Origin of the sequence: Mesorhizobium japonicum MAFF 303099, assembly GCF_000009625.1 — a bacterium.
GTDB lineage: Bacteria > Pseudomonadota > Alphaproteobacteria > Rhizobiales > Rhizobiaceae > Mesorhizobium > Mesorhizobium japonicum.
In genome coordinates this window covers 3,522,111-3,542,874 of the sequence record NC_002678.2, presented here as the reverse complement: position 1 = coordinate 3,542,874, position 20,764 = coordinate 3,522,111, and the positions used below count along the sequence as shown (strand labels likewise).

The 20,764-nt window shown below is 64.7% G+C and carries 9 protein-coding genes; 5 read left to right on the top strand and 4 right to left on the bottom strand.

The genetic code is table 11. The features are described 5' to 3' along the window. Positions 1-31 precede the first annotated feature (31 nt). Positions 32-667 carry a methyltransferase family protein gene (locus tag MAFF_RS18390; RefSeq protein WP_010912450.1) on the top strand — a complete coding sequence of 212 codons (636 nt, stop codon included), beginning with the start codon at positions 32-34 and terminating at the stop codon, positions 665-667. An 86-nt stretch (positions 668-753) separates the two neighbouring features. Beyond that, entirely contained in the window at positions 754-1,758 is a 1,005-nt protein-coding gene (locus MAFF_RS18385; RefSeq protein WP_244420577.1) for a peptidase C39 family protein, read from the top strand. 115 nt (positions 1,759-1,873) lie between these two features. Here MAFF_RS18385 and MAFF_RS18380 read toward each other — a convergent pair whose 3' ends face one another. Further along, complete coding sequence (locus MAFF_RS18380) at positions 1,874-2,359, bottom strand: hypothetical protein (RefSeq protein WP_010912448.1); 486 nt, start codon at positions 2,357-2,359, stop codon at positions 1,874-1,876. A gap of 222 nt (positions 2,360-2,581) precedes the next feature. Between MAFF_RS18380 and MAFF_RS18375 the strand changes: the two genes are divergently transcribed. Together MAFF_RS18375 and MAFF_RS18370 are read left to right on the top strand one after the other, a co-directional pair. Beyond that, complete coding sequence (locus MAFF_RS18375) at positions 2,582-2,947, top strand: RidA family protein (protein ID WP_044548507.1); 366 nt, start codon at positions 2,582-2,584, stop codon at positions 2,945-2,947. A 32-nt stretch (positions 2,948-2,979) separates the two neighbouring features. Next, positions 2,980-4,215 (top strand): amidohydrolase/deacetylase family metallohydrolase, encoded by a 1,236-nt coding sequence (locus MAFF_RS18370; protein WP_010912446.1) that lies wholly within the window; start codon positions 2,980-2,982, stop codon positions 4,213-4,215. A 291-nt stretch (positions 4,216-4,506) separates the two neighbouring features. On the opposite strand, the gene MAFF_RS18365 is transcribed toward MAFF_RS18370, so the two are convergent. The 3 genes from MAFF_RS18365 to MAFF_RS18355 all read right to left on the bottom strand — a co-directional run bounded on the left by MAFF_RS18365 (position 4,507) and on the right by MAFF_RS18355 (position 8,522). Further along, positions 4,507-6,297 (bottom strand): flavin-containing monooxygenase, encoded by a 1,791-nt coding sequence (locus MAFF_RS18365; RefSeq protein WP_044548505.1) that lies wholly within the window; start codon positions 6,295-6,297, stop codon positions 4,507-4,509. A 199-nt stretch (positions 6,298-6,496) separates the two neighbouring features. After that, positions 6,497-7,738: a M24 family metallopeptidase gene (locus tag MAFF_RS18360; RefSeq protein ID WP_044548503.1), complete on the bottom strand. Its 1,242-nt coding sequence runs from the start codon at positions 7,736-7,738 to the stop codon at positions 6,497-6,499. Positions 7,739-7,943: 205 nt separating this feature from the next. Then, positions 7,944-8,522 carry an invasion associated locus B family protein gene (locus MAFF_RS18355; RefSeq protein WP_162034357.1) on the bottom strand — a complete coding sequence of 193 codons (579 nt, stop codon included), beginning with the start codon at positions 8,520-8,522 and terminating at the stop codon, positions 7,944-7,946. Positions 8,523-8,810: 288 nt separating this feature from the next. Between MAFF_RS18355 and MAFF_RS18350 the strand changes: the two genes are divergently transcribed. Then, the gene (locus tag MAFF_RS18350; protein WP_052292088.1) at positions 8,811-20,567 is read left to right on the top strand and encodes a hypothetical protein; all 11,757 of its coding nucleotides are present in this window, start codon (positions 8,811-8,813) and stop codon (positions 20,565-20,567) included. The last annotated feature ends 197 nt before the right edge of the window (positions 20,568-20,764 follow it).

Below are 20,764 nucleotides of genomic sequence, written 5' to 3'. Positions count from 1 at the left end.
GAACCCGCAATCCGTGCTCCAGGAAACACGAATGAGCTATGCCTCCCTCAAGCCGGTTTCAGAGGCTTTCGTGCAGCGCAAGCGGCTGATCTTCGTGCGGGTGGCGGCGGTGCTGGCGGTGCTGCTGCTGTTCCTCACCAAGCCGGCGCTCAGCGAGGGCTCGAACGGTCACGAAGCGCTCGAATTCCTGGGCTTCTGCCTGGTGCTCGCCTGCGTTGCCGGCCGGCTGTGGAGCATCCTCTATGTCGGCGGCAAGAAGAACGAGGAGCTGGTTTCGACGGGGCCGTTTTCGATGAGCCAGAACCCCCTCTATTTCTTCTCGACGGTGGGTGCGGTCGGCATCGGTCTGCTCTACGGCTCGCTGGTGGCGGCGGCCGTGCTTGGCGTCGCCAGCTTCCTCATCTTCCGCGTCACGGCGCGCAAGGAAGCCGAATATCTCTTGGGCAAGTTCGGCCCGGCCTATACCGCCTATATCAAGACGACGCCGCGCTTCTGGCCGAACCCGCTGCTCTACCGCGACGACGACCAGCTGCAGTTCTCGACGCGCGCGCTCAAGCGCACCTTCTTTGACGGGCTCTATTTCCTCGCCATCTTCCCGGCCATCGAACTGATCGAGTATTTGCGGGAGACGGGCCTGCTGTTCCCGGCCTTCGTCACGCTGTACTGATCGGCCATTGTCCGGTTAATTTGCGGGTCATGCAGCACTTCGAGGAGCCAGGAGTAGTATCGGCTGAAGACGGTGTCACAGTCTTCATGGCCGAACACGCGGCCGTCTGGGCCGACCTGATCGCGGCGGTGCCGGCCGAGACCGGCGATCGGCTGGCGGCGCTGCGGGAGATCGCCGATGTCACCGGCGTGGCGCAATACGGTGACGGCCGCCCGGAGGCGATCGTGGTCGGTCAGGGCCGGTCGGCGGCGGCGATGATGCGTATCGCCTTGTTCTGGTCTGCTCCCAACGTCAGCGCGGGTGACCGCTCGCGCCTGCTCGAGGCCTTGGAGAAGGAGGCGCTTGCACAGGGCGTGCTCTGCCTGCGCGCCGAAGAGGAGATGGTGCAGCGCATCGGCGGCCAGTGGCAGCGCCGCGACGGCTTCCTGCAGCGCTGGATCGGCAGCGAACCGACCCGCCGGCAGGTTCCGCCATCCTGGCCGCAGACGGCGGGTTTTACCTGCGGGCCGTCGGCGCTGGCCATGGCGATGGCCGGGCTCGATCCCGCCTTGCGGCCGGACCGGGCGCTGGAGGTCGAGCTCTGGCGCGAGGCCACCACCATCATCGGCCCGAGCGGCCCGGGCGGCTGCGACCCCTACGGGCTGGCGCTGGCGGCGCACCGGCGCGGCCTGCGGGTCGAAATCTTCATGAGCAGCGCCGAACCGATCTTCCTCGACCGGGCAAGCTCCGAGGAAAGGCGCGGCCTGATGAGCTTCGTGCAGGCCGGTTTCAAGCGCGAGGCCGAAGCCGCGTCATTGCCGATCGAGGCGCGCGCCTTTGCCGTCGAAGAGATCGGCCAGGCGCTCGATCGCGGCCTTCTGGCGCTGGTGCTGATCGATCAGGCGCCTATGATGGGCCACACCTGCCCGCACTGGGTGCTCGTCCATGACCATGGCGACGGCATCTATTTCCTCAACGATCCCTGGATCGAGCCCGACCGGCTCGAACAGCCTGTGGACGTCGTCGACCTTCCGGTCAGGGCGGCGGATCTCGACCGGATGGCCTGGTACGGCAATCCGGCCTACCGAGCCGCGGTGCTGGTCGGGCGATAGCGGCTGGGGGATTAGCGGGGGGCGGCCTCGGCTAACTCTGAACGTCTATGATAGCCGACGAACGAATGGCCAATCCCGCCACCACAGCCTTCAACCCGTCCCCGCTACGGCGCGCTCAGGCTCCCAGCGGATAGGGCAGGTAGCCGACGAAGCCGGCGATCTTCCATCTGCCTTCGACCTTCCGGCAAAAATACAGCGTCTGCCATTTCAGCCGGTCGACGCTGCCATCCGCCTTGGCGACGGTGCCGTCGAACTTCTTGTGCAGCACGGCGCGGTCGCCGTCGACATCGATGTCGCGCAGATTGGTGACGCGAAACAGCGCCTCGCGCAACGGCTCGGCGAATTTGGTCGCCGCGGTCTCCTTGGCCTGGCGCAGCCACTCGTCGCGGTAGATCTCCAGCCTCGGGAACTGCAGTCGCCAGGCATCGGCATTGGCGAGGAAATGCGCATGCATGCCGAAGAAGCTATCGACGATGAAATCGTGCTCGACCATGGGCCAGTCCTGGCCGATGAAAGCGTCGATGTCGCGCCGCACCAGCATCTCCCACAGCGCATGGCGGTCGGCATCGCCTGAAGGAAACGGGTTCTTGTCGAAGGTCATTCTCGGTTTCTCCGGTCTCGCGCAGGCATCTGTCGCCGCGGCCTGGAAGCCGTCCGGCAGGCGCGCACGATGCAAGCGCCCCTGTAATAAAGCAACACGGATTTTTCTGAAGAATGTTGCTTTCCAACAAGAGCCCTATCGGGACCGGCCCGATCGGGATAAATCTGCGCGGAAGTGGGCGCCGCCCTGGTGCCCTGTCGCGTCGTCAGAGGAGCCAATCCCTTGCCCAAGCAGACTTTTGGAACATCCCATGTGCCGCTGTCGCCCGCCGTGCGGGCCGGCGACTTCGTCTATGTCTCTGGCCAGGTTCCGGTCGGCAGCGACGGCATCGTGGTGAAAGGCGGCATCACGGAACAGACCGAGCAGGTGCTCGCCAATGTGAAGGCGGCGCTGGCCTTGGCCGGCTGTACGCTGGACGACGTGGTGAAGACCACCGTCTGGCTGGGAGACGCGCGCGATTTCGGCGCCTTCAACGCGGTCTACGCCAGGCATTTCCCGAAGAACCCGCCGGCCCGCACCACGGTCGAATCGCGGCTGATGATCGACATCAAGATCGAGGTCGAGGCGGTCGCCTACAGGCCCGTCTAGGACGGCAACGCAGAAAACCGGAGGTTCCCAAAATGCAATTCGACCTCCTGCTGAAGGGCGGACGCCTGATCGATCCGGCGTCCGGCATCGACGCGCCACGCGATGTCGCCATCGCCAATGGCCGGGTCGCGGCGATCGACGCCGATATCCCTGCGGATCGCGCCGAGCAGATCGTCGACGCGACGGGCTGCATCGTCGCGCCTGGCCTGGTCGACCTGCACAGCCACGTCTATTGGGGCGGCACCTCGCTCGGCGTCGATGCCGACCGGCTGGCGGCCAAAAGCGGCACAACCACCTTCATCGATGCCGGCAGCGCCGGCGCCGGCAATTTCCTCGGCTTCCGCCGCCATGTCATGGAGCGGTCCAGGGTGCGCATCCTGGCCTATGTCAACATTTCCTTTGCCGGCATTTTCGGCTTCTCGCAGTCGGTGTCGGTCGGCGAGTGCGGCGATCTGAGGCTCTGCGAACCGCGCGAGGTGGTCGCCGCCGCGCGCGAGCACGCCGATGTCGTCGTCGGGGTGAAGGTCCGCTCCGGCAAGCATGCCGGCGGCACCAGCGGCATCGCGCCGGTCGACCTGGCGCTCGAGGCCGCCGACAAAGCCGGCCTGCCGCTGATGGCGCATATTGACGAGCCGCCGCCCGGCCGCTCGGAAGTGCTGCCGCGCCTGCGCCGCGGTGATATCCTCACCCATTGCTTCCGGCCGTTCCCCAACGCGCCGGTCTTCGCCTCCGGCGCGGTGCGACCCAACATGCGGCTGGCGCGCGAGCGCGGCGTCATCTTCGATCTCGGCCATGGCATGGGTTCGTTCGATTTCGACGTGGCGCGCGCCATGCTGGCCGAGGGGCTGGCGCCGGACGTCATCTCGAGCGACGTGCATCTCTACTGCGTCGACGGGCCGGCCTTCGACATACTGGTCTGCATGTCGAAGCTGATGGCGCTCGGCATGCCGCTGGTCGAAGTGCTGCGCGCCGCGACCCAAGCGCCGGCGCGGGCGATCGCCAGGCCGGATCTCGGCACGCTGGCGGTCGGCACCGTCGGCGACGTCGTCGTGCTTCGCCAGCGGTCCGGCCGGTTCACCTTCGTCGACGCGGTCGGCGCCTCGCTGGTCGCCGACCAGCGGCTGGTGTCGGAAGGCATCGCCATCGGCGGCACCTGGTGGCCGAACGAGGCGGTGAACGATGTCAGCGAGACCGAGCGTTTCGAGGCGCATGCTGCGCATACGCATGTCGAGGTGGCGGCGCGGCATTTCGGGCACCGGCATGAGTGAGGGGGGATGCCCGTGAGGGCTCGGAGTGTCGAGTTCCTCTATAAGTGCTGTGCGACCCTCGTCATCCTAGGGCGGGAGCGAAGCGAAGCGGAGCGGAGACCCTAGGATCCATGCCGCGACCGCCACCGAAGAATGCAACGGATCAGAACGCCGTCTTTTATCGCCGTTCGTGCATTGGCAGCTAGTTCTGGTCCGCATTCGCATGTGATGAATGGCACGGCATGGATCCTAGGGTCTGCGCCGCGTCGCTTCGCTCCTTGCTTCGCCCTAGGATGACGAACTCACGGGATGCTATCGTCTCGAATTGCTCGGCTTCCCGTAAACCGGCGTGGCAATCCCCTCCATGCGTGCCTTGATCTGCAGCGCCACATATTTCGAATAAAACCGCGACAGCGCCAGATTGCCACCGTGGAACCACAGCGCTTCCTGCGCCGTCGGCTTCCACATGTTGCGCAGCTCGCCTTGCCAGGGGCCGGGATCGCCCTTGACGCCGGAGCCGAGGCCCCAGCAGGGGCCGACCTTGTCGGCGACTTCGCGCGAGACCAGTGCCGCGACATTCTCGTTCATCGACTGGTAGCCGGTGCAGGCGATGATGGCGTCGACCTCGAGCTCGCTGCCGTCCTCGAACAGGATACCTTTCGCCGTCAGCGCCTTGATGGCGACGCCGCTGCGGATGCCGATCTTGCCGTCGATGATCAGGTCGGAGGCGCCGACATCGATGTAGAAGCCGGAGCCGGTGCGATAGGCCTTCATCAAGAGGCCGGTCTCGTCGTCGCCGAAATCGATGGCGAAGCCCGAGGCGCTGAGGCGCTCGTAGAAGGCCGCGTCACGTGCCTTGATCACCTCGTAGAGCGCGCGCTGGCCCTTGGGCACCAGCGCGAAGGGCGTCGAGGCGACGATCATGTCGGCCTTCTCGGTGGTGATGCCGCGCGCCAGCGCGCCCTCCGAGAAGATCTCGAAGCCGACTTCCATCAGCGTGTCCGACTTGACCACGGTGGTCGGCGAGCGCTGGATCATGGTGACGTCGGCGCCGCTTTCCCAGAGGTCGACGCAGACATCATGCCCGGAGCTGGCGGCGCCGATGACGGCGACCTTCTTGCCGCGGAATTTGTCGCCGCTTGCATACTGGCTGGAATGCAGCAGCTCGCCCTTGAACGCTGCGGCACCGGGCAGGTCGATCTTTCGCGGCGGGCCGTAGGCGCCGGTGGCGAAGACGACATGTTTCGGCTTCAGCGTGATCTGCCGGCCAACGCGGTCGACCACGACGGTCCACTCCTTCCGCCCCTCGTCATAGGAGGCGCTGAGGCATTTGGTGGCCACCCAATAGTTGAGCTCCATGACGCGCGTGTACATTTCCAGCCAGTCGCCCATCTTGTCCTTGGGCGTGAAGACCGGCCAGTTCTCCGGAAACGGAATGTAGGGCAGATGGTCGTACCAGACCGGATCGTGCAGCACGAGCGTGCGGTAGCGGTTGCGCCAGGAATCGCCCGGGCGCGCATTCTTCTCGATGACGATGGTCGGCACGCCGAGCTGCCGCAGCCGCGCGCCCAGCATGATGCCGCCCTGGCCACCGCCGATGACCAGGCAATAGGGCTGCTCCGAAGCGCCGAGCTCGCGCGTCTCGCGCGCCCGCGATTCCGACCAGGTCTCGCGTTCGGGGTCGGCCTTGTGGCGCACGCCGAGCGGCCGTGCCAAGCCCTTGCGCTCCTCGAACCCCTTGAGGTCGGTCATCGCCGTGAACAGGGTGCGGCAGCGGCCGTCGCGCAGCCGCAGGATGCCTTGTCCCGAGGCTACCGCGGTCTCGAAGGTGAACCAGGCTTCGATCGTGCCTTCGTCCGAGGTCGCCTCGCCGGTGAGCTGCCATGCGGTCGGTTTGGTCGTCGCCAGCGTTGCCTTGAGCATGGCGGCGATGGCATCACGGCCTTCCATGGTCGTGACGTTCCAGGTGAAGGTCAGAAGATCGCGCCAGTAGCAGTCGTCGACGAACAAATTGCTTGCGGCGATCGCATCACCGGCCGCGAGCGCCTGCCCCAGGGAGTCGAGCCATGCGGCTGCCTGTTTCGTCGGTGCCATTTCGAGCATTTTTGTTCCTCTCGTTCCCTGCCTTTTCGACCTGACCTCTTATCATGTTTGCACGCTGTCGTTCCACGACATGCCGCTCGACGGCGTGTGGGCTACCGACACCAACATGCGAATGGCGGTGACCTCGAGCCTTGGCAATATCAAGGCGTGACCCTGGGCGATCACCGGCGGTCGCGCTCTACGGCGATAGGGACCCCCGCTACCCAATCCCCTCCAGCCGCCTCGGCAGCCGGTTCATCGGCGTCGGCCCGTCCGCCGTGATCAGGAACTGGTCCTCAAGATTGAAGCTGGCGAGGCCGTCTATGTAGAGTGGGATTTCGAAGGCCAGCACCATGCCGGCTTCGATCACCACGTCGCTGTCAGCGGCGATGAACGGCCATTGCTCGGAAAACACCGACTGGCCGACGCTGTGGCCGAAATGGCCGCGGCGGAAGCTGCGCAGGCCTTGCCGCGCCAGGCTGTCGGTGGCGACGCGATGCACATGGGCGAGCGTGTTCCCGGGGATCAGTGCGGCCACCCCGTCCTCGAAGGCGCGCTCGGCGATGGCATGCAGCTCGGCCTGGTCCTGGGAAGGCGGTCCGAAGGTGAAATTGCGCGACATGTCGGAAGCGTAGCCACCGACCGTGCAGACCATGTCGCATTTCAAGGGATCGCCGGCCACGGCCCTGGCGTCGGCGCCCTTGGCGCGAGCGCCCAGCGTCACATACTCGGCTGTCGCGACAGGATGCGACAGGCCGGCGGCCGCGTCGGCGACGCCCTTGCGGTAGAGCGCGACGAGATCGGCCTGACGCATGCCGGCCATCGCATCCACCTGCAGGCGCTCCAGCCCGGCTTCCGAGAGGAAAATGCCTTGCTGCAGCAGATCGATCTCGCGCTGCGATTTGATGGCTCGCAGCCTGTCCAGCACCGGCGCGCCGTCGACCATTGGGCAATCCGGCAGCAGCGTCTGGATGGCCGCGAAATCGGCGGCCGGGACAAAGTCGAGATCGATGCCGAGCGTTGCGCGTCCCAGTCCGAATTCCTTGAGCAAAGCCTGCAGCTGGCGCACCGAGCCGGCGAGATCGAAGGTGGCGGGACGGGAGAAATCCGGCGCGCGGCCAAGCGAGGCAAGGCCAGCCTCGATGCGTTGGGCCAGGGGCAGTCCGTGCGCCGTCTCGACCGGCGCGGATTCGATCCAGATCGGGTGCGACCGCACAGCCGCTTCGGGCGCGGTGAGCCGCAGCTGCGTCGCGTTGAAGTCGGCGACGACAACGCCGATCGGCTGATCTTGTTCGGCCGGGATGATCACGAAGCCGGCGCCGGCGCGCCGGAACAGTCCCGCCGGGCCGATCCACGCGCCGGTCGCATAGTGGAAAGCCTCGGGTGCGCAGAGCACCAGCGCCGCGATGCCGGCGCTTTCCATCAACTGCGCGGCGCGCTGGCGGTCGACAAAGCCTGTCATGGGTTTCTCCCGATGTCCTGGGCGGCAGCGGAGCATTGCGGACGCGGACAATCAAGCGGGTTGCTTGCTTGTATTGCCCGCATTGAATTGAAGTGCAGCGGAGGTGACTTCGTCATCCTCGGATCTCCGCGACGCCGCTGCGTGACTGCTCCGCCCGTGGATGACGAATTGATAGGGCATCGGCCGTTGGTTGCCGGCGCAATCCCTACTTGATCGATTCCAGCTTGGCCACCGCCGCGCCGAAGCCTTTGAGGGAAACCGGGATGGTGACCGGCTTGCGCGTCACCGATTCCATGCCGATGTTCAGCGTCGTCCCCGACTTCATCGCCTTGGCCAGTTCCGGCGCCACCGGCACCGCGGCATAGGCGCCGTTCTGGTCGCTGGTCTGGATGGCGACGGTGACTTTCTTGCCGCTGTCGATCTGATAGCTGACGCCGGACGGCAGGAACAGGCCGTGCGGCAAAGCGAGCAGCATGGCGAAGCTGCCATTGGCGTTGTCGCGGCGCACGGTGACGGTCAGCACGCGCTGCCCGGTCTTGGCCTCGGTGAGGTTCTGCGACACCTGGCATTGAAGCTCGTTGGCCGTCGAGCCGCTGGAGCAGTTCACAGCCCATGGATTGGCGTCGGCCGGCTTGGGTCCGGCCTCCTTCGGCTGAGACTGTTTGGATTGGGACTCCTTGGCGGCGTCTTCGGCAAGCACGGGGCCAATAGAGGCCGACAACAGCCACACGACAGCCAATGCCGCGACACCCTTTAGATTAGCTTTCACTAAAATACTTGCCATGTTCTTGACGCCCCTCATTTTTCCTTGCTCCGGCAGGTATTCTCTCGGAAAGGCTTGATACAACAATGGCGACTGCTACGAAAGCCGGGTCCCGGACCAAGCAAGCCGGCAAATCTACTGTGGCAATATGATCACAGGGCAGAACTTTGAGGTCCGACAACAACACTCACAACCTTCCGGACTCGCTATACAATAGAATTCGCGTAAGAATTGACACGCGGGACGTGCAGTCCCTGAAGGGACTCGCCAGGGATGGAAACTACCGAGACGTCTCGGCAGGGTGGTGGGATGGTGGCGCGTGGGGAGGCTTTCCGCGTGCACGCCGGCCATCGCCGTTCGCGACTTGTAAGCCATCTCTGGAAGACGACGGCGCTGACGACGCTGGCGCTCGGCCTTTCGGGCGTGGTTGCCTATGGCGACCCCGACGGGCTCTGGCAGCCGCAGATCCGCGCGATCGTCGGTGCCGACAACAATGGCGGCAACGCCGCGCTCGAAGGCTTCATCCCGATCAAGCAGACGGCCGAGTCTGTGCTGTTCCTGGATGTCCGGGCCAAGCACGATTTCAAGGATGCGTCCGGCCAGGACATCGGCCTGGGCATCCGCCGCATCGTCAATCCCGACCTGATGGTCGGCGGCTACGCCTATATCAACCTCGAGAACTACAACAGCACGCAGTTCACCGCGGCCACGCTGGGCGTCGAGGCGATCACGCCGAACTTCGACGCGCATGTGAACGTCTTCGTGCCGATCAAGGGCGACAGTACCGATCATACGACCAGCTCGACCCTGTCGATGGTCAGCAACCAGCTGATCGAACAGATATCGGTGCTCGACCACCGCGACTACGCGGCCTGGGGCATCGAAGGCGAGATCGGCGCCCAGGTTCCGGTCAACCTGCCCGACAAGCATTCGCTGCGGCTCGATATTGGCGGCTACCATTTCGAGGACCCGCATGGCGACGACGGCAGCGTCACCGGCGCCAAGGCCGGGTTCGAATACACGATCGGCGATGTCTTCGGCAGCGGCACCGAGCTGGTCTTCGCCGGCGAGGTCCGCAACGACAATCGCGACGACACCCAGTTCGCCGGCAGCGTGCGGCTGAACATCCCGTTCAACCCCGGCCATGGCTCGGACACGACAGGGGCCATCGGCACGGACCCGGTCTATCCGGTCAGCGAAGGCCTGCGCAAGCGCGTCAACGAGCGGGTGCGCGGCGATATCGGCGTCAGGATCCAGTCGCAGGAGCTTAACGGCGGCTCGACGACGCGCGTCGCCATCAACGCCGCCACCAATGCGGCGTTCGGCAAGTTCTATTTCGCCGATGGCGGGCTGGCGGGCGCCGGCACGCAGGCCGACCCGACGACGCTGGACGACGCGGTCGCCAAGGCCGGCAACGGCGGTTTTGTCGTTGCGCTGGGTGGCAATGGCAATCTGACGACTGCCGGCGTGACACTTGCCAATGGCCAGACCGTGATCGGCGGTGGCGAAAGCGTCACCGCGAAACTGTCCGGCGGCGGCACCACCACCTTCAATCTGGGCGGCAGCGACGGCACGATCCAGGGCACCAATGTCGCCAACAACGTCATCACGCTCGGCACCGGCAACACGCTGAACGGCATCACCATCACTGGCGGCGCCAACGGCATCTTCGGCAACAATGTCACCGGCACGACGCTGACCAATGTCACGGTGACGGGCGCCGGCGGCAACGGCGCTGAATTCACCGGCAATTCGACCAACGTCAGCGCGTCCGGTTTCACCGCGACCGGCAATGGCCTCGACGGCCTGCATATAGAAGGCAACGGCACCTACAATTTCGCCGGCACGACATTGCTGTCGGGCAATCTCGACGACGGTCTGGATGTCACCGGCCAGGGCACCTACACCTTCGCCACCGTCAATGCGCTTGATAACACCGACCGCGGCATAACCGTGCAGGGTACGTCGAGCGGCGGCAGCTTCACCACCACCGGCGGCACGGTGTCGGGCAATGGCGGCATGGCCGTCTTCATCGACCCGATCACCGCCCATGTGGTGCTGGATTCGATCAGCCAGACCGGCGGCACGTCGGGCGTTGTGCTCGACCATGTCTCGGGCAGCTTCACCGTCAACGGCGCGACGACGATTTCCAACACGACGGGACCGGCGATCGCCATTTCCGATTCGCCGGCGACGATCCGCTTCGGCGACATCAACATCACCAATCCCGGCGCCGGCGGCATGTCGTTCAGCGGCGTCAACGCCGCGGTGGTGGCCGGCAACATCGTCATTTCCGGGCTGGGCGTTGGCGCGGGTCTCGACTTCTCCGGCAGCCGGACGAATTTCACCGCGCAATCGCTCAACATCACCGGCCCGGGTGCCGCCGGCACCATCGGCATCGACCTCTCCGACACCACCGGCGGAACGATCGTCGTCACCAATGGCGGTTCCATTTCGGGCGTCGACACCGGCGTGCGCTTCGGCATAGCGGGCTCGCTGGCCCATTCGGCCAATGCCGAGTTTTCTTTCGGCGGCGGTTCGATCGGCGGCAGCACCGCTTCGCTCGACGCGCGCGGCCTGAACCAGACGCTCGGCCACTACGCGTTCGGCTCGACCACCTTCAGCGGGCCGCAGCTGTTCGACCAGCAGAATGTGATCTTCGTCGGCGGCGTCGGCTCGTTGGGTGACGGTTCTTCGACATCGAGCCTGCTCGCGATCAACCTGGCCGACGCGAACACCCAGAACAATGCGATCTTCGTGCTGGTCAACGAAGGATCTCCCATCGATGCCGCCAACGGATTCTCGCTCAGCGACGGGCAGACGCTGGCCTCGTTCGGCAATGGCCGCTCCTTCTCGCTCGGCGGCGTGCCGATCAACATCACCGGCGACAATGTCGCGCATGACGTGGCCATCTCTGACCCGGGCGGCGCGGCGACGCTGACCAATTCCGGCTCCGGCGCAGTCGTCACGGCGGCCAACGGCAATTCGCTGCTCGACTTCAACATTTCGGGCGGCAGCGACGCGGGCATCAACGCAACCTCGATCAACGGCCTGACGATCCAGGGCGTGACCGTCAGCAATGTCGACACAGGTCTTTTCCTCGGCAGCGTGACCGGCACGGTTTCGGTCGACAATCTCAATGTCCAGAATGCGAGCCAAACCGGCATCGAGCTTCTCGGCTCGAGCGCGACCGTCAATTTCACCGGCAACGCGACGATCGGCAATGCCACCAATGTCGGGCTGTCCGCCAACAATTTCGATGGCACCGCCACTTTCGACGACCTCGATATTACCGGCGGCGGCATAGGCGTCGGTATCGTCAACGGCTCGAGTGGAACGCTGACCTTCGGGGCCGGAAGCTCCATCGCCGGCACGAGCAGCAACGCCTTCTCGATCAGCAACTCCACGCCCAACGTCACCTACAACGGCACCATCAGCCAGACGAGTGCCGCAAGTGCGGTGAAGATCTCCAACATGACCGGCGGCACCGCCACTTTCGGCGGCATGATCACCGCCAGCACCGGTGCGGCCAATGCGATCGACCTGTCCACCAATGCCGGCGGCGCGATCAATTTCACCGGCGGTCTCGACCTCACCGCCGACGGCGGCTTCGCCTTCAGTGCCGTCGGTGGCGGCACGCTGACGGTGACCGGCTCGGGCAATACCGTGGCGACCGGTCTCGGGCCGGATGAGAAGGGCATCCAGATCGCCGGCATGACGATCGGCGCGGCCGGGGTGAACTTCTCCAGCGTCGCCGTGGACGGCTCGGGCGGCGGCGTTTCAACCGGCATCGCCATTTCCAACACCAGCGGCGGCAACGTCACCTTCGGTGGCGTCGACCTGTTCCGCATCAGCGGTACCGCCATCAGCCTCGACAATGCTGCCAGCGGCACCTACAGCTTCAACGGCACGACCAAGGTCGACACCGTGGTGGGCGGAGGCCCCGGCTTCCTGGTTCAGAACAGTGCCGCGACCGTCAATGTCGGCAATCTCGTCACCACCAATATCGCCGGCGCCGATGTCAGCCTGACCAACAACACCGGTACCATCGGCATCGGCGGCACGATCACCAACTCCGGTACCGGCAACGGCGTCGTCGTCTCCGGCGGCAGCGCTGCGATCACGGTCTCGGCCGATATCTCCAGCTCGGCAACGGCGCCCGGCACGGCGGTCAAGGTCGATGGCATCACCGGCGGCTCGGTCACCTTCAGCGGGCTGATCACGTCAACCGGGACCGGGACAGGCGTGTCGGTTTCGAACACCGCCGCCGGCAGCGGTGTCGGCTTCGGTGCGGTGACCGTGTCGGGTGCAGCCGGCAACGGCATCGGCATATCAGGCAATGCTGGCTCGGTTACGTTCACCGGCACGACCAACGTGACGCTGGGCTCGGCGGCCAACGCGGCCGGCATCAATTTCAGCGGCACCAATGCCGATGTGCTGTTCGGCACAACCAACGTGACCATGGGCGCCGGCGCCAACCAGACCGGCATCGACTTCAGCGGATCGTCGGCCACGGCCGGTTTCGGCCTGACCACCATCACCGGCACCGGCGACCTCACCTCGCGCGGCATCGACCTGTCGTCGACGACGGGCAACAAGACCATCACCTTCGCGCGCGGCTCCAGCATCACCAATGTCGGTGTCGGCGTCGAACTGTCGTCGGGCGGCACCACGGCGACCTCGGCCAACGCCAATTTCACCTTCGGCGACGGCAATGCGGGCGATGGGCTGCAGTCCACCATCAGCGCGGCAGCCGGCGGCTACACGGTCAACACGATCGGGCTCGATCCGACGCTCGGCAACTACAATTTCAACGACGTGTTCTTCACCGGCAGCGCGCATCTGGCCAGCGCGGTTGGTGGGACCATCATGGTCTCGCAGAACGGCGGCGTTATCGCCGCCGGCACGGACGGGCTCAGCGCCGCGGTGACGACCATCTCGGTCGCACAGGCCGATGCCTTGGCCGGCACGCAGACCTTCGCCTTCGTCGGCACCGTCGATCTCAGCAGCACGCCGTTCACGCTCGATTCGGGACAGTCGATCACCGGCTTCGGCAACAACACCTCCATCACCGTCTCCGGAACCATCCAGCCGGTCAATGTCCAGGGCAATCTCGGCGCCAGCGGCGGCAACGTCACCGGCAATGAAGGCGTGGTCACCGGCACGGGTGACTTCCTGCATCTGCTTGGCAGCAACCAGGTGCGCAACACCGCTTTCAACTTCAGCGGCGCCAGCGGCTCGGTCTTCAACGTCGACCAGAGCGCCGGCGGCTTCAACAATGCCGGCGGCATCGTTATCGAAGGCGTCACCGTCAGCAATGTCGCCACCGGCAGCACGGCGTTCAAGGTCGCCGGCCTCGACTCGAACCTGTCGATCACCAACAACAACGTCAACGTCGCCGGCACGCTGCTCGACGTCAATGGCGGCACCGGCAATATCACGCTTACGCGCGGCACCTTGCCCAACAGCGCGACACCGGGCACGCTGACCGGCGGCGGCATCTCGATCGCCAACCGCAGCGGCGGCCTGGTCAACTTCACCGACAAGGTGACGGTCGGCGGCGCCGGCGTCTCGCTCACCGGCAACACCGGCTCCACCGTCACCTTCGCCGATCTGGACATCACCACCAGCGGCGCGACGGCGTTCAGCGCCAGCGGCGGCGGCACGGTCAATGTCACGACCGGCACGATCAATGCCACCAATGCGCAGGCGGCGGCGCTTGACGGCATCACGGCCGGCATCAACTTCGCCTCGACCAGCGCGACATTCGCTTCCGGCAACGGCATCGACCTGCAGAATCTGAGCGGCACGGCGAGCTTCGGCACCGGCACGCTGACCAACACCGGCTCGGGCACGTCGTTCAATGTCGGTTCGGCGACCAACCTCAGCGGCGGCAACGCTGTTATCTCCTACGGCGGCACGATTGCCAGCAACGGCACCGGCGCCGCGGTCTCGATCCAGGAGCTGACCGGCGGCTCGGTGACGCTGTCGGGCAACGTGACGGACGGCCTCGCGGGGGCCGGCGGCAACATCGTCGTCACCGGCATCGACAACGGCACGGCGGCCACCGTCACATTCTCGGGCTCGACCAAGCAGATCGATTCGGGCGCGACCGACGGCGTCAGCCTGCTCGGCAATCCGAACGGCACGCTCGCCTTCATCAGTGGCGGCCTCGTCATCACCACCAGCAGCGGCGCCGGCTTCCACGCCAGCACCTTCGGTACCGGCACGGTGACCGTTACCAAGGATGGTGGTGCCAACAATACGATCACCACGACAACCGGCAACGCGCTCAACCTCGACAATGTGACGGTCGGCGTGGGCGGTATCAATTTCGACTCCATCTCGAGCAATGGCACGGGAACCGGCATTGCGCTGAACAATGTCAGCGGCGGCGCCATCAATCTCGGTGCAGTCGACCTGGAAGGCATCACCTCGCGCGGCGTCGATGTTTCCGGCACGCTGGGTTCGACGCTGAATTTCACCAGCCTCAACATCGGGCTCAATGCCGCGAATGCCATCGGGCTCGATCTCAACAGCGCAGCGCTTGGCGTGAGCAACATCACCGCCGGCGATTTCGATGTCGACGGCGGCAGCTTCGCCGGCACGATCGGCATCGACATGGCCGGCACGACGGGCACCGGCACGATCCAGCTCGGCGACACCGTCAACAACAACCCGGCAGGCCAGACCTCGACCATCGCCAATGTCGGCTATGGCGTCCAGTTCTCCAGCGCCACCAACGCCCAGCTGGTGTTCGGCGACGGCGCCGGCCCGGCCGAATCGTCGATCGCGACGACGGGCGGCCAGGTCATCCACGCCACCGACACGCTGCCGACATCGGGCGACTACAATTTCAACGACGTCAATTTCAGCGGGGACACGTCGAACCTTTCGGCGGTCCGCGTCTACTATGTCACCGCAGGTGGCACTGGCGACGGCAGCCTCGCCAACCCGGGCAGCTATTTGGGAGCGCAGGCGTCCACCGCCAATGTCGTGGTGCTGATCGACAAGAACGTCAACGGGGCCCAAGAAACCATCGACCTCAGCGGCACCACGTTCAACCTCGATGACGGGCAGGTGCTGCTCGCCTTCAAGAGCGGCGACGCGGCCGTCGATGTCTCGCAACTCGGTGTCGACACCAGCGGTGGCGCATCCGCCGCATTCCACTTCACCACGATTCAGAACACGCCGATCATCTCGGCACCGGGCGGCATCGATACGCTGCGGCCGGTGCTGCAGAGCAACAACGCCACCTCGGTGATCAACTTCGCGACATCAGGCACCGGTACCTTCACCGGCGGCATCGAGAATTTGATCGTCAGTAATGTTGGGACCGGCGCCGGCGTTGCCGTCAATGCGACGGGTGCCTCGAGTTTCTTCCTCAGGAACAACACCATAACCGCCGGCGGCAGGGCGCTCGACTTCTCCACGACCGGTGCGCCGGCCAATACGCTGCTGCTTTCCATCGACGGCAACACGCTGAAATCGAGCGGGTCCGCCCTGGCGGCATCCTTCTCCGGCCAGAACATCAGCGCGACGGACAACTCGATCGCGATCAGGTCGTTTGCCGGCAACAAAGTGACCGGCGGGACCGGCGGCGGCATCGCCTTCAACAATGTCCGTTTCGACTCCGACGGCGCCGGCGGCACCGTCAGCGCCGGCACGCTCGGCATGGGCAATCCCGGTGCGCGGATTCAGGGCGACGGCCTCAGCTTCGCCAACACCAGCGGCACCTTTGACCTGGGTACGCTCAACCTCGCCAACAATGGCGGCACGGGCGTCCTGGTCAACACCAAGGGCGCCGGCACGATCTTCACGCTGAACAACAGCGCCGGCACGGTCTTAACCAACAGCGGCGCGGCATTCGATCTCGATCCGCTGACCGTTCACATGACGTTTGCCAGCGTTACCTCCGTCAACAATCCCGCCGCCAACATCGCCAACGGCATCATCTTCGACGGCGTTGCCGGCACCTTCACCGTCACCGGCACGACAAGCATTACCAACACGACGGGCTTCGGCATCGACGCCATCAACACTGTCACCGCCAACACAGGCACGTTCCAATTTGGCGCGGTGGGGATCAACAATGGCGGGACTACCGGCGGTGGCGGCATCCATGTCGCATCCGGCACGCTCAACGTCACCGGCCTCGCCAACATCGACACGACAAGCGGCGTCGGTCTCTCGCAGAGCGGCGGCACGACCAGCTTCACCGGAGGCCTGACCATCGACACCACCACCGGCACCGGCATCGTCGGTACCGGCGGCACGATGGGCGTCACCGCTACTGCCGGCGCCGAGACGGTGACCTCGACCGGGGGCCAGGCAATCAGCCTCGACAACATCGCCGCCAATGTCACGCTGGATTCCACCTCGTCGGGCGGCGGTACCAACAATGTCAGCCTGACCAACGTCAGCGGCACGGTCGGCCTCGGCACCGGCACGCTCGGTGGCGCGTCGGGCGCGTCGTTCAATGTTGTCGGCGGTACGGCCGTCGTCACTTATGGCGGCAATATCAGCCAGGCGAACAATGCCGCTTTGGTCAGCGTTTCCGGCGGCAACGCCGGCTCGCTGACCTTCAACACCGGCGCGCTGGACGCGACCAACGGCACCGGGCTGCAGTTCGACAATGCCGACGGCACCTATAATTTCAACGGCTTGACGACGCTGCATGGCGGCGATGCCGGCATCGACATCCTCAACGGCTCGGCCGGCACCTTCACCTTCGGCCCCGTCACCTTGATCACCAGCCCGACCGGCACGGCGTTCAACCTGGTTGGCGGCACCGCCAGCGTCTTCTATTCCGGTACCATCACGCAAGGCAACAACGCCGCCCTGGTGAGCATTTCGGGCGGCCACAGCGGCGGCACCGTCAGCTTCTTCGGCCCCATGTCGGCCAGCAACGGCACCGGGCTGCAGTTCGACAATGCCGACGGCGCCTACAATTTCAACGGCACGACGACGCTGAATGGCGGCGATGCCGGAGTCGACATCCTCAACGGCTCGGGCGGCTCGTTCAACTTCGCCTCCACCACGACGATCACCAGCCCGACGGGAACCGCGTTCAATGTCGCCGGCGGCAGCGCCACCGTCACCTATGCCGGCACGATCACCCAGGGTACGGCGGGCCAGCGCATGATCGCGATCGCCGACACGACCGGCGGCGCGATCAATTTCACCACCGCCGTCGCAAACGGCCTCAACGATACCGCCGGCACCGGCATCCTGATCGACGGGGCGGCGGGCAACGTCACCGTCAACAATGCCAGCCTGACCGGCACGCGCGGCATCACGATCCTCGGCGATGCGGCCAACAACGCGACGGGCACCTACACATTCAACAATGTCGCGATCGATACCGTCGCAGGCGCCACGAACCATGCCTTCGTTGTCGATGGCGACCAGGGCACGCCGGCCAACAACGACGTCAGCGCGACGATCGCCCTGAACAATGTCGATATCACCAACCCGGGCGGCAATGTCGTCAACATCCAGGGTATGAGTGCCGGTTCGGTCACGTTCGATGCGGCCAGCACGATCACCCGCAACGATGGCGGCCTGGGCATCGTCGCCACCAGCAATGCCGGCGGGACGATCGCTTTCGGCGGGGCGATGACGCTGACCACCAGCGTCAACAATGCCGTCGACCTGACCAGCAACCCCGGCGCGACGTTCAACTTCAGCGGCGGCCTGGCGATCACCACCACCAGCGGTATCGGCCTCAACGCCACGGGCGGCGGCACCGTCAACGTGACGGGCAGCAACACCGTGCAGACGGCGACCGGCCAGATCCTGAACTGGAACGGCATGATCATCGGCGGCAGCGGCGCCACCTTCTCCTCGCTGCAATCGTCGGGTTCGATCACGGGCCTCGACGCGATCAACCTGACCGGGGTCAGCGGTGGCACGTTCAATGGCGGCGCGGTGACAGTTGCCGGAACCACGGGCGTCGGCAGCGACGGAATCGAGATCAACGGCTCGAGCGCGGCGTTCAACTTCACCTCGGCGACGATCGCGGCGACCGCAGACAACGGCATCTTCCTCAGTGGCGCCAACGGCGCGGTCACCTTCTCGACGGTGGCGATCAACAACACAGGCCAGGCCGGCATCAGGATCGACAACAACACCAATGCGGTCAATGTGAATGGCGGTTCGCTCGGCGCGACCAACGACCCGACCGGCAACGGTGTCGACATCAATGGCGGCACGGGCAACGTAACCATCGCGGCGTCGGTGACGAAGACCAGCGCCGGCAACATCGTCAACGTCAGCGGTCGCACCGCCGGAACCGTCGCATTCAGCGGCAGCCTCAGTGCAACCGGCGGCTTCGCCAACGGCATCGATGTCAGCGGCAATTCCGGCACGGCGGTGATCAACTTCTCGAATGCCACCAAGACGCTGACCACGGGCGCCAACACGGCGGTCAACTTGACCAGCAACACCGGAGCCACCATCAACTTCACCGGCGGCGGCCTGGTCATCAACACCACGAGCGGCACCGGCTTCAACGCCACCGGCGGTGCCACGGTTACGGTGCAGGGCACTGGTAACACGATCACTTCGACGACCGGCACGGCGCTCAACATCGCCAACACGACGATCGGTTCGGGCAACGTCACGTTCCAGAGCATCTCCGCTAACGGCGCCGTGAACGGTATCGTGCTCAACAACACCGGGACGAGTGGTGGGCTCATCGTTACGGGCAATGGCAACACTGCCTTGGGCGGCAACAGCTCCGGCGGCACGATTCAGAATACCACCGGCGATGCCATCCTGCTGACGAACACCAAGGGCCCGTCGTTCACCAACATCAACATTCAAAATGCCGCCAACAGCGGCATCAAGGGAACGATTGTTACAAACTTCACGCTGGCCAACAGCACGATCAACAATGTCAACACCGCTCACACGACGACGGACGGCAACGTCACGTTCAACCTGAGCGCCGGCGGTTCGACCGAGACGAATTTGTCGGGCGTGGTTTCCATCACCGGCAACGTTCTGAACAATTCCTGGCAGGACGGCATCAGCATCAACAATTATGCCGGCACCATCAGCAGTCTGACAATCACCGGAAACAGCCTTACGAGTGCGTCCGCGTTTGCGGCTGGCTCCGCGGGCACCGCGATCAAGGTTCTTGCCCAGCAAGGCGCGTCGGCAGCGGCACAGATCACCGCCGGCAGCATCAGCGACAACACCATCAACAATTTCCCGGGCGGCGGCGGCATCATGGTCCACGGTGGCAGCACTGCCGCCCTTCCAGCCGTGAACATCGGAAGCTCTGGAAATCACTTCAAGATCGACGGCAATGTCATTACCGGATTTGGCACCGGCCTGGCCGGTATCGGAACCAATGGTATCGAGGTCACCATCGGTCATCTCAGTTCGGGTTACTTCACCATCGGTGAAGCCGGGCACGGCAACACTATCACCAATGTTGCAGGCAATGGTATCGCGGCCAGCCTGTTTGGCACCGGAACGGCATCTTATGATATCGGATACAATACGATCGACGCCAACAACACGGCTGGCTCCGCTGGCATCAATACGGGGGCGGACCAGGCCACGAGCAACACGAATACGCCGACGCTCTATCTCAACATTCACAACAACAATGTCCAGCACACCCAAGGTGCCGGGATCTTGTCGACGATCCGCAGCGTCGATGGCACGGGCTACTTCAAGATCCAGAACAATTCGGTGACCAATCTGACGGCGCCGGGGCTGCAGTACGGCATTCGCGTCGACGCGGGCAACGGCACGGAAGCGACCGGCGCTCATGTGATCCTTCAGATAGATGGCAACATCGCGGTTGGCCACTCCAACGCGGGTGGTACGATCACCGATCCGGGTATCGGCATTCGCCAACAGCACAGTGGCGTCACCAGCACGTTCCAGATCGTCGGCCTTGCACCTTCGCCGGCAAACGATGCGCAGATGGAGACGTATGTCAGTGGGCAGAATCCGGGCAGCGCCGCCGGTACATTCGGCACTGGTGGAACTGCCTCGATCTCAAGTGGAGCTACTTACACTGTTGGCGTTCTGCCGGTGTTCCCATAACTCTTTGCACGCATGCTGAACACAATTTGTATCAAATGTGTTCAGCCGGCTTTACAGTTATGTTTGGACATTGCTCCCAGTTGTTCACCTGCAACGGCGGCAACAGTAAATTTCAAGAAATTTCGGCTTCAGCGGTCAAAAGTAGATTGTGTTTCGTAGAACATGACGTAAGGTGAGGCGCAGCAGACAGAGGTGGT

Coding starts and splice junctions, on each gene's coding strand:
- MAFF_RS18370 (WP_010912446.1), top strand. CDS start 2,980: ATGCAATTCGACCTCCTGCTGAAGGGCGGACGCCTGATCGATCCGGCG.
- MAFF_RS18350 (WP_052292088.1), top strand. CDS start 8,811: ATGGTGGCGCGTGGGGAGGCTTTCCGCGTGCACGCCGGCCATCGCCGT.
- MAFF_RS18365 (WP_044548505.1), bottom strand. CDS start 6,297: ATGCTCGAAATGGCACCGACGAAACAGGCAGCCGCATGGCTCGACTCC.
- MAFF_RS18390 (WP_010912450.1), top strand. CDS start 32: ATGAGCTATGCCTCCCTCAAGCCGGTTTCAGAGGCTTTCGTGCAGCGC.
- MAFF_RS18385 (WP_244420577.1), top strand. CDS start 754: ATGGCCGAACACGCGGCCGTCTGGGCCGACCTGATCGCGGCGGTGCCG.
- MAFF_RS18360 (WP_044548503.1), bottom strand. CDS start 7,738: ATGACAGGCTTTGTCGACCGCCAGCGCGCCGCGCAGTTGATGGAAAGC.
- MAFF_RS18380 (WP_010912448.1), bottom strand. CDS start 2,359: ATGACCTTCGACAAGAACCCGTTTCCTTCAGGCGATGCCGACCGCCAT.
- MAFF_RS18355 (WP_162034357.1), bottom strand. CDS start 8,522: ATGGCAAGTATTTTAGTGAAAGCTAATCTAAAGGGTGTCGCGGCATTG.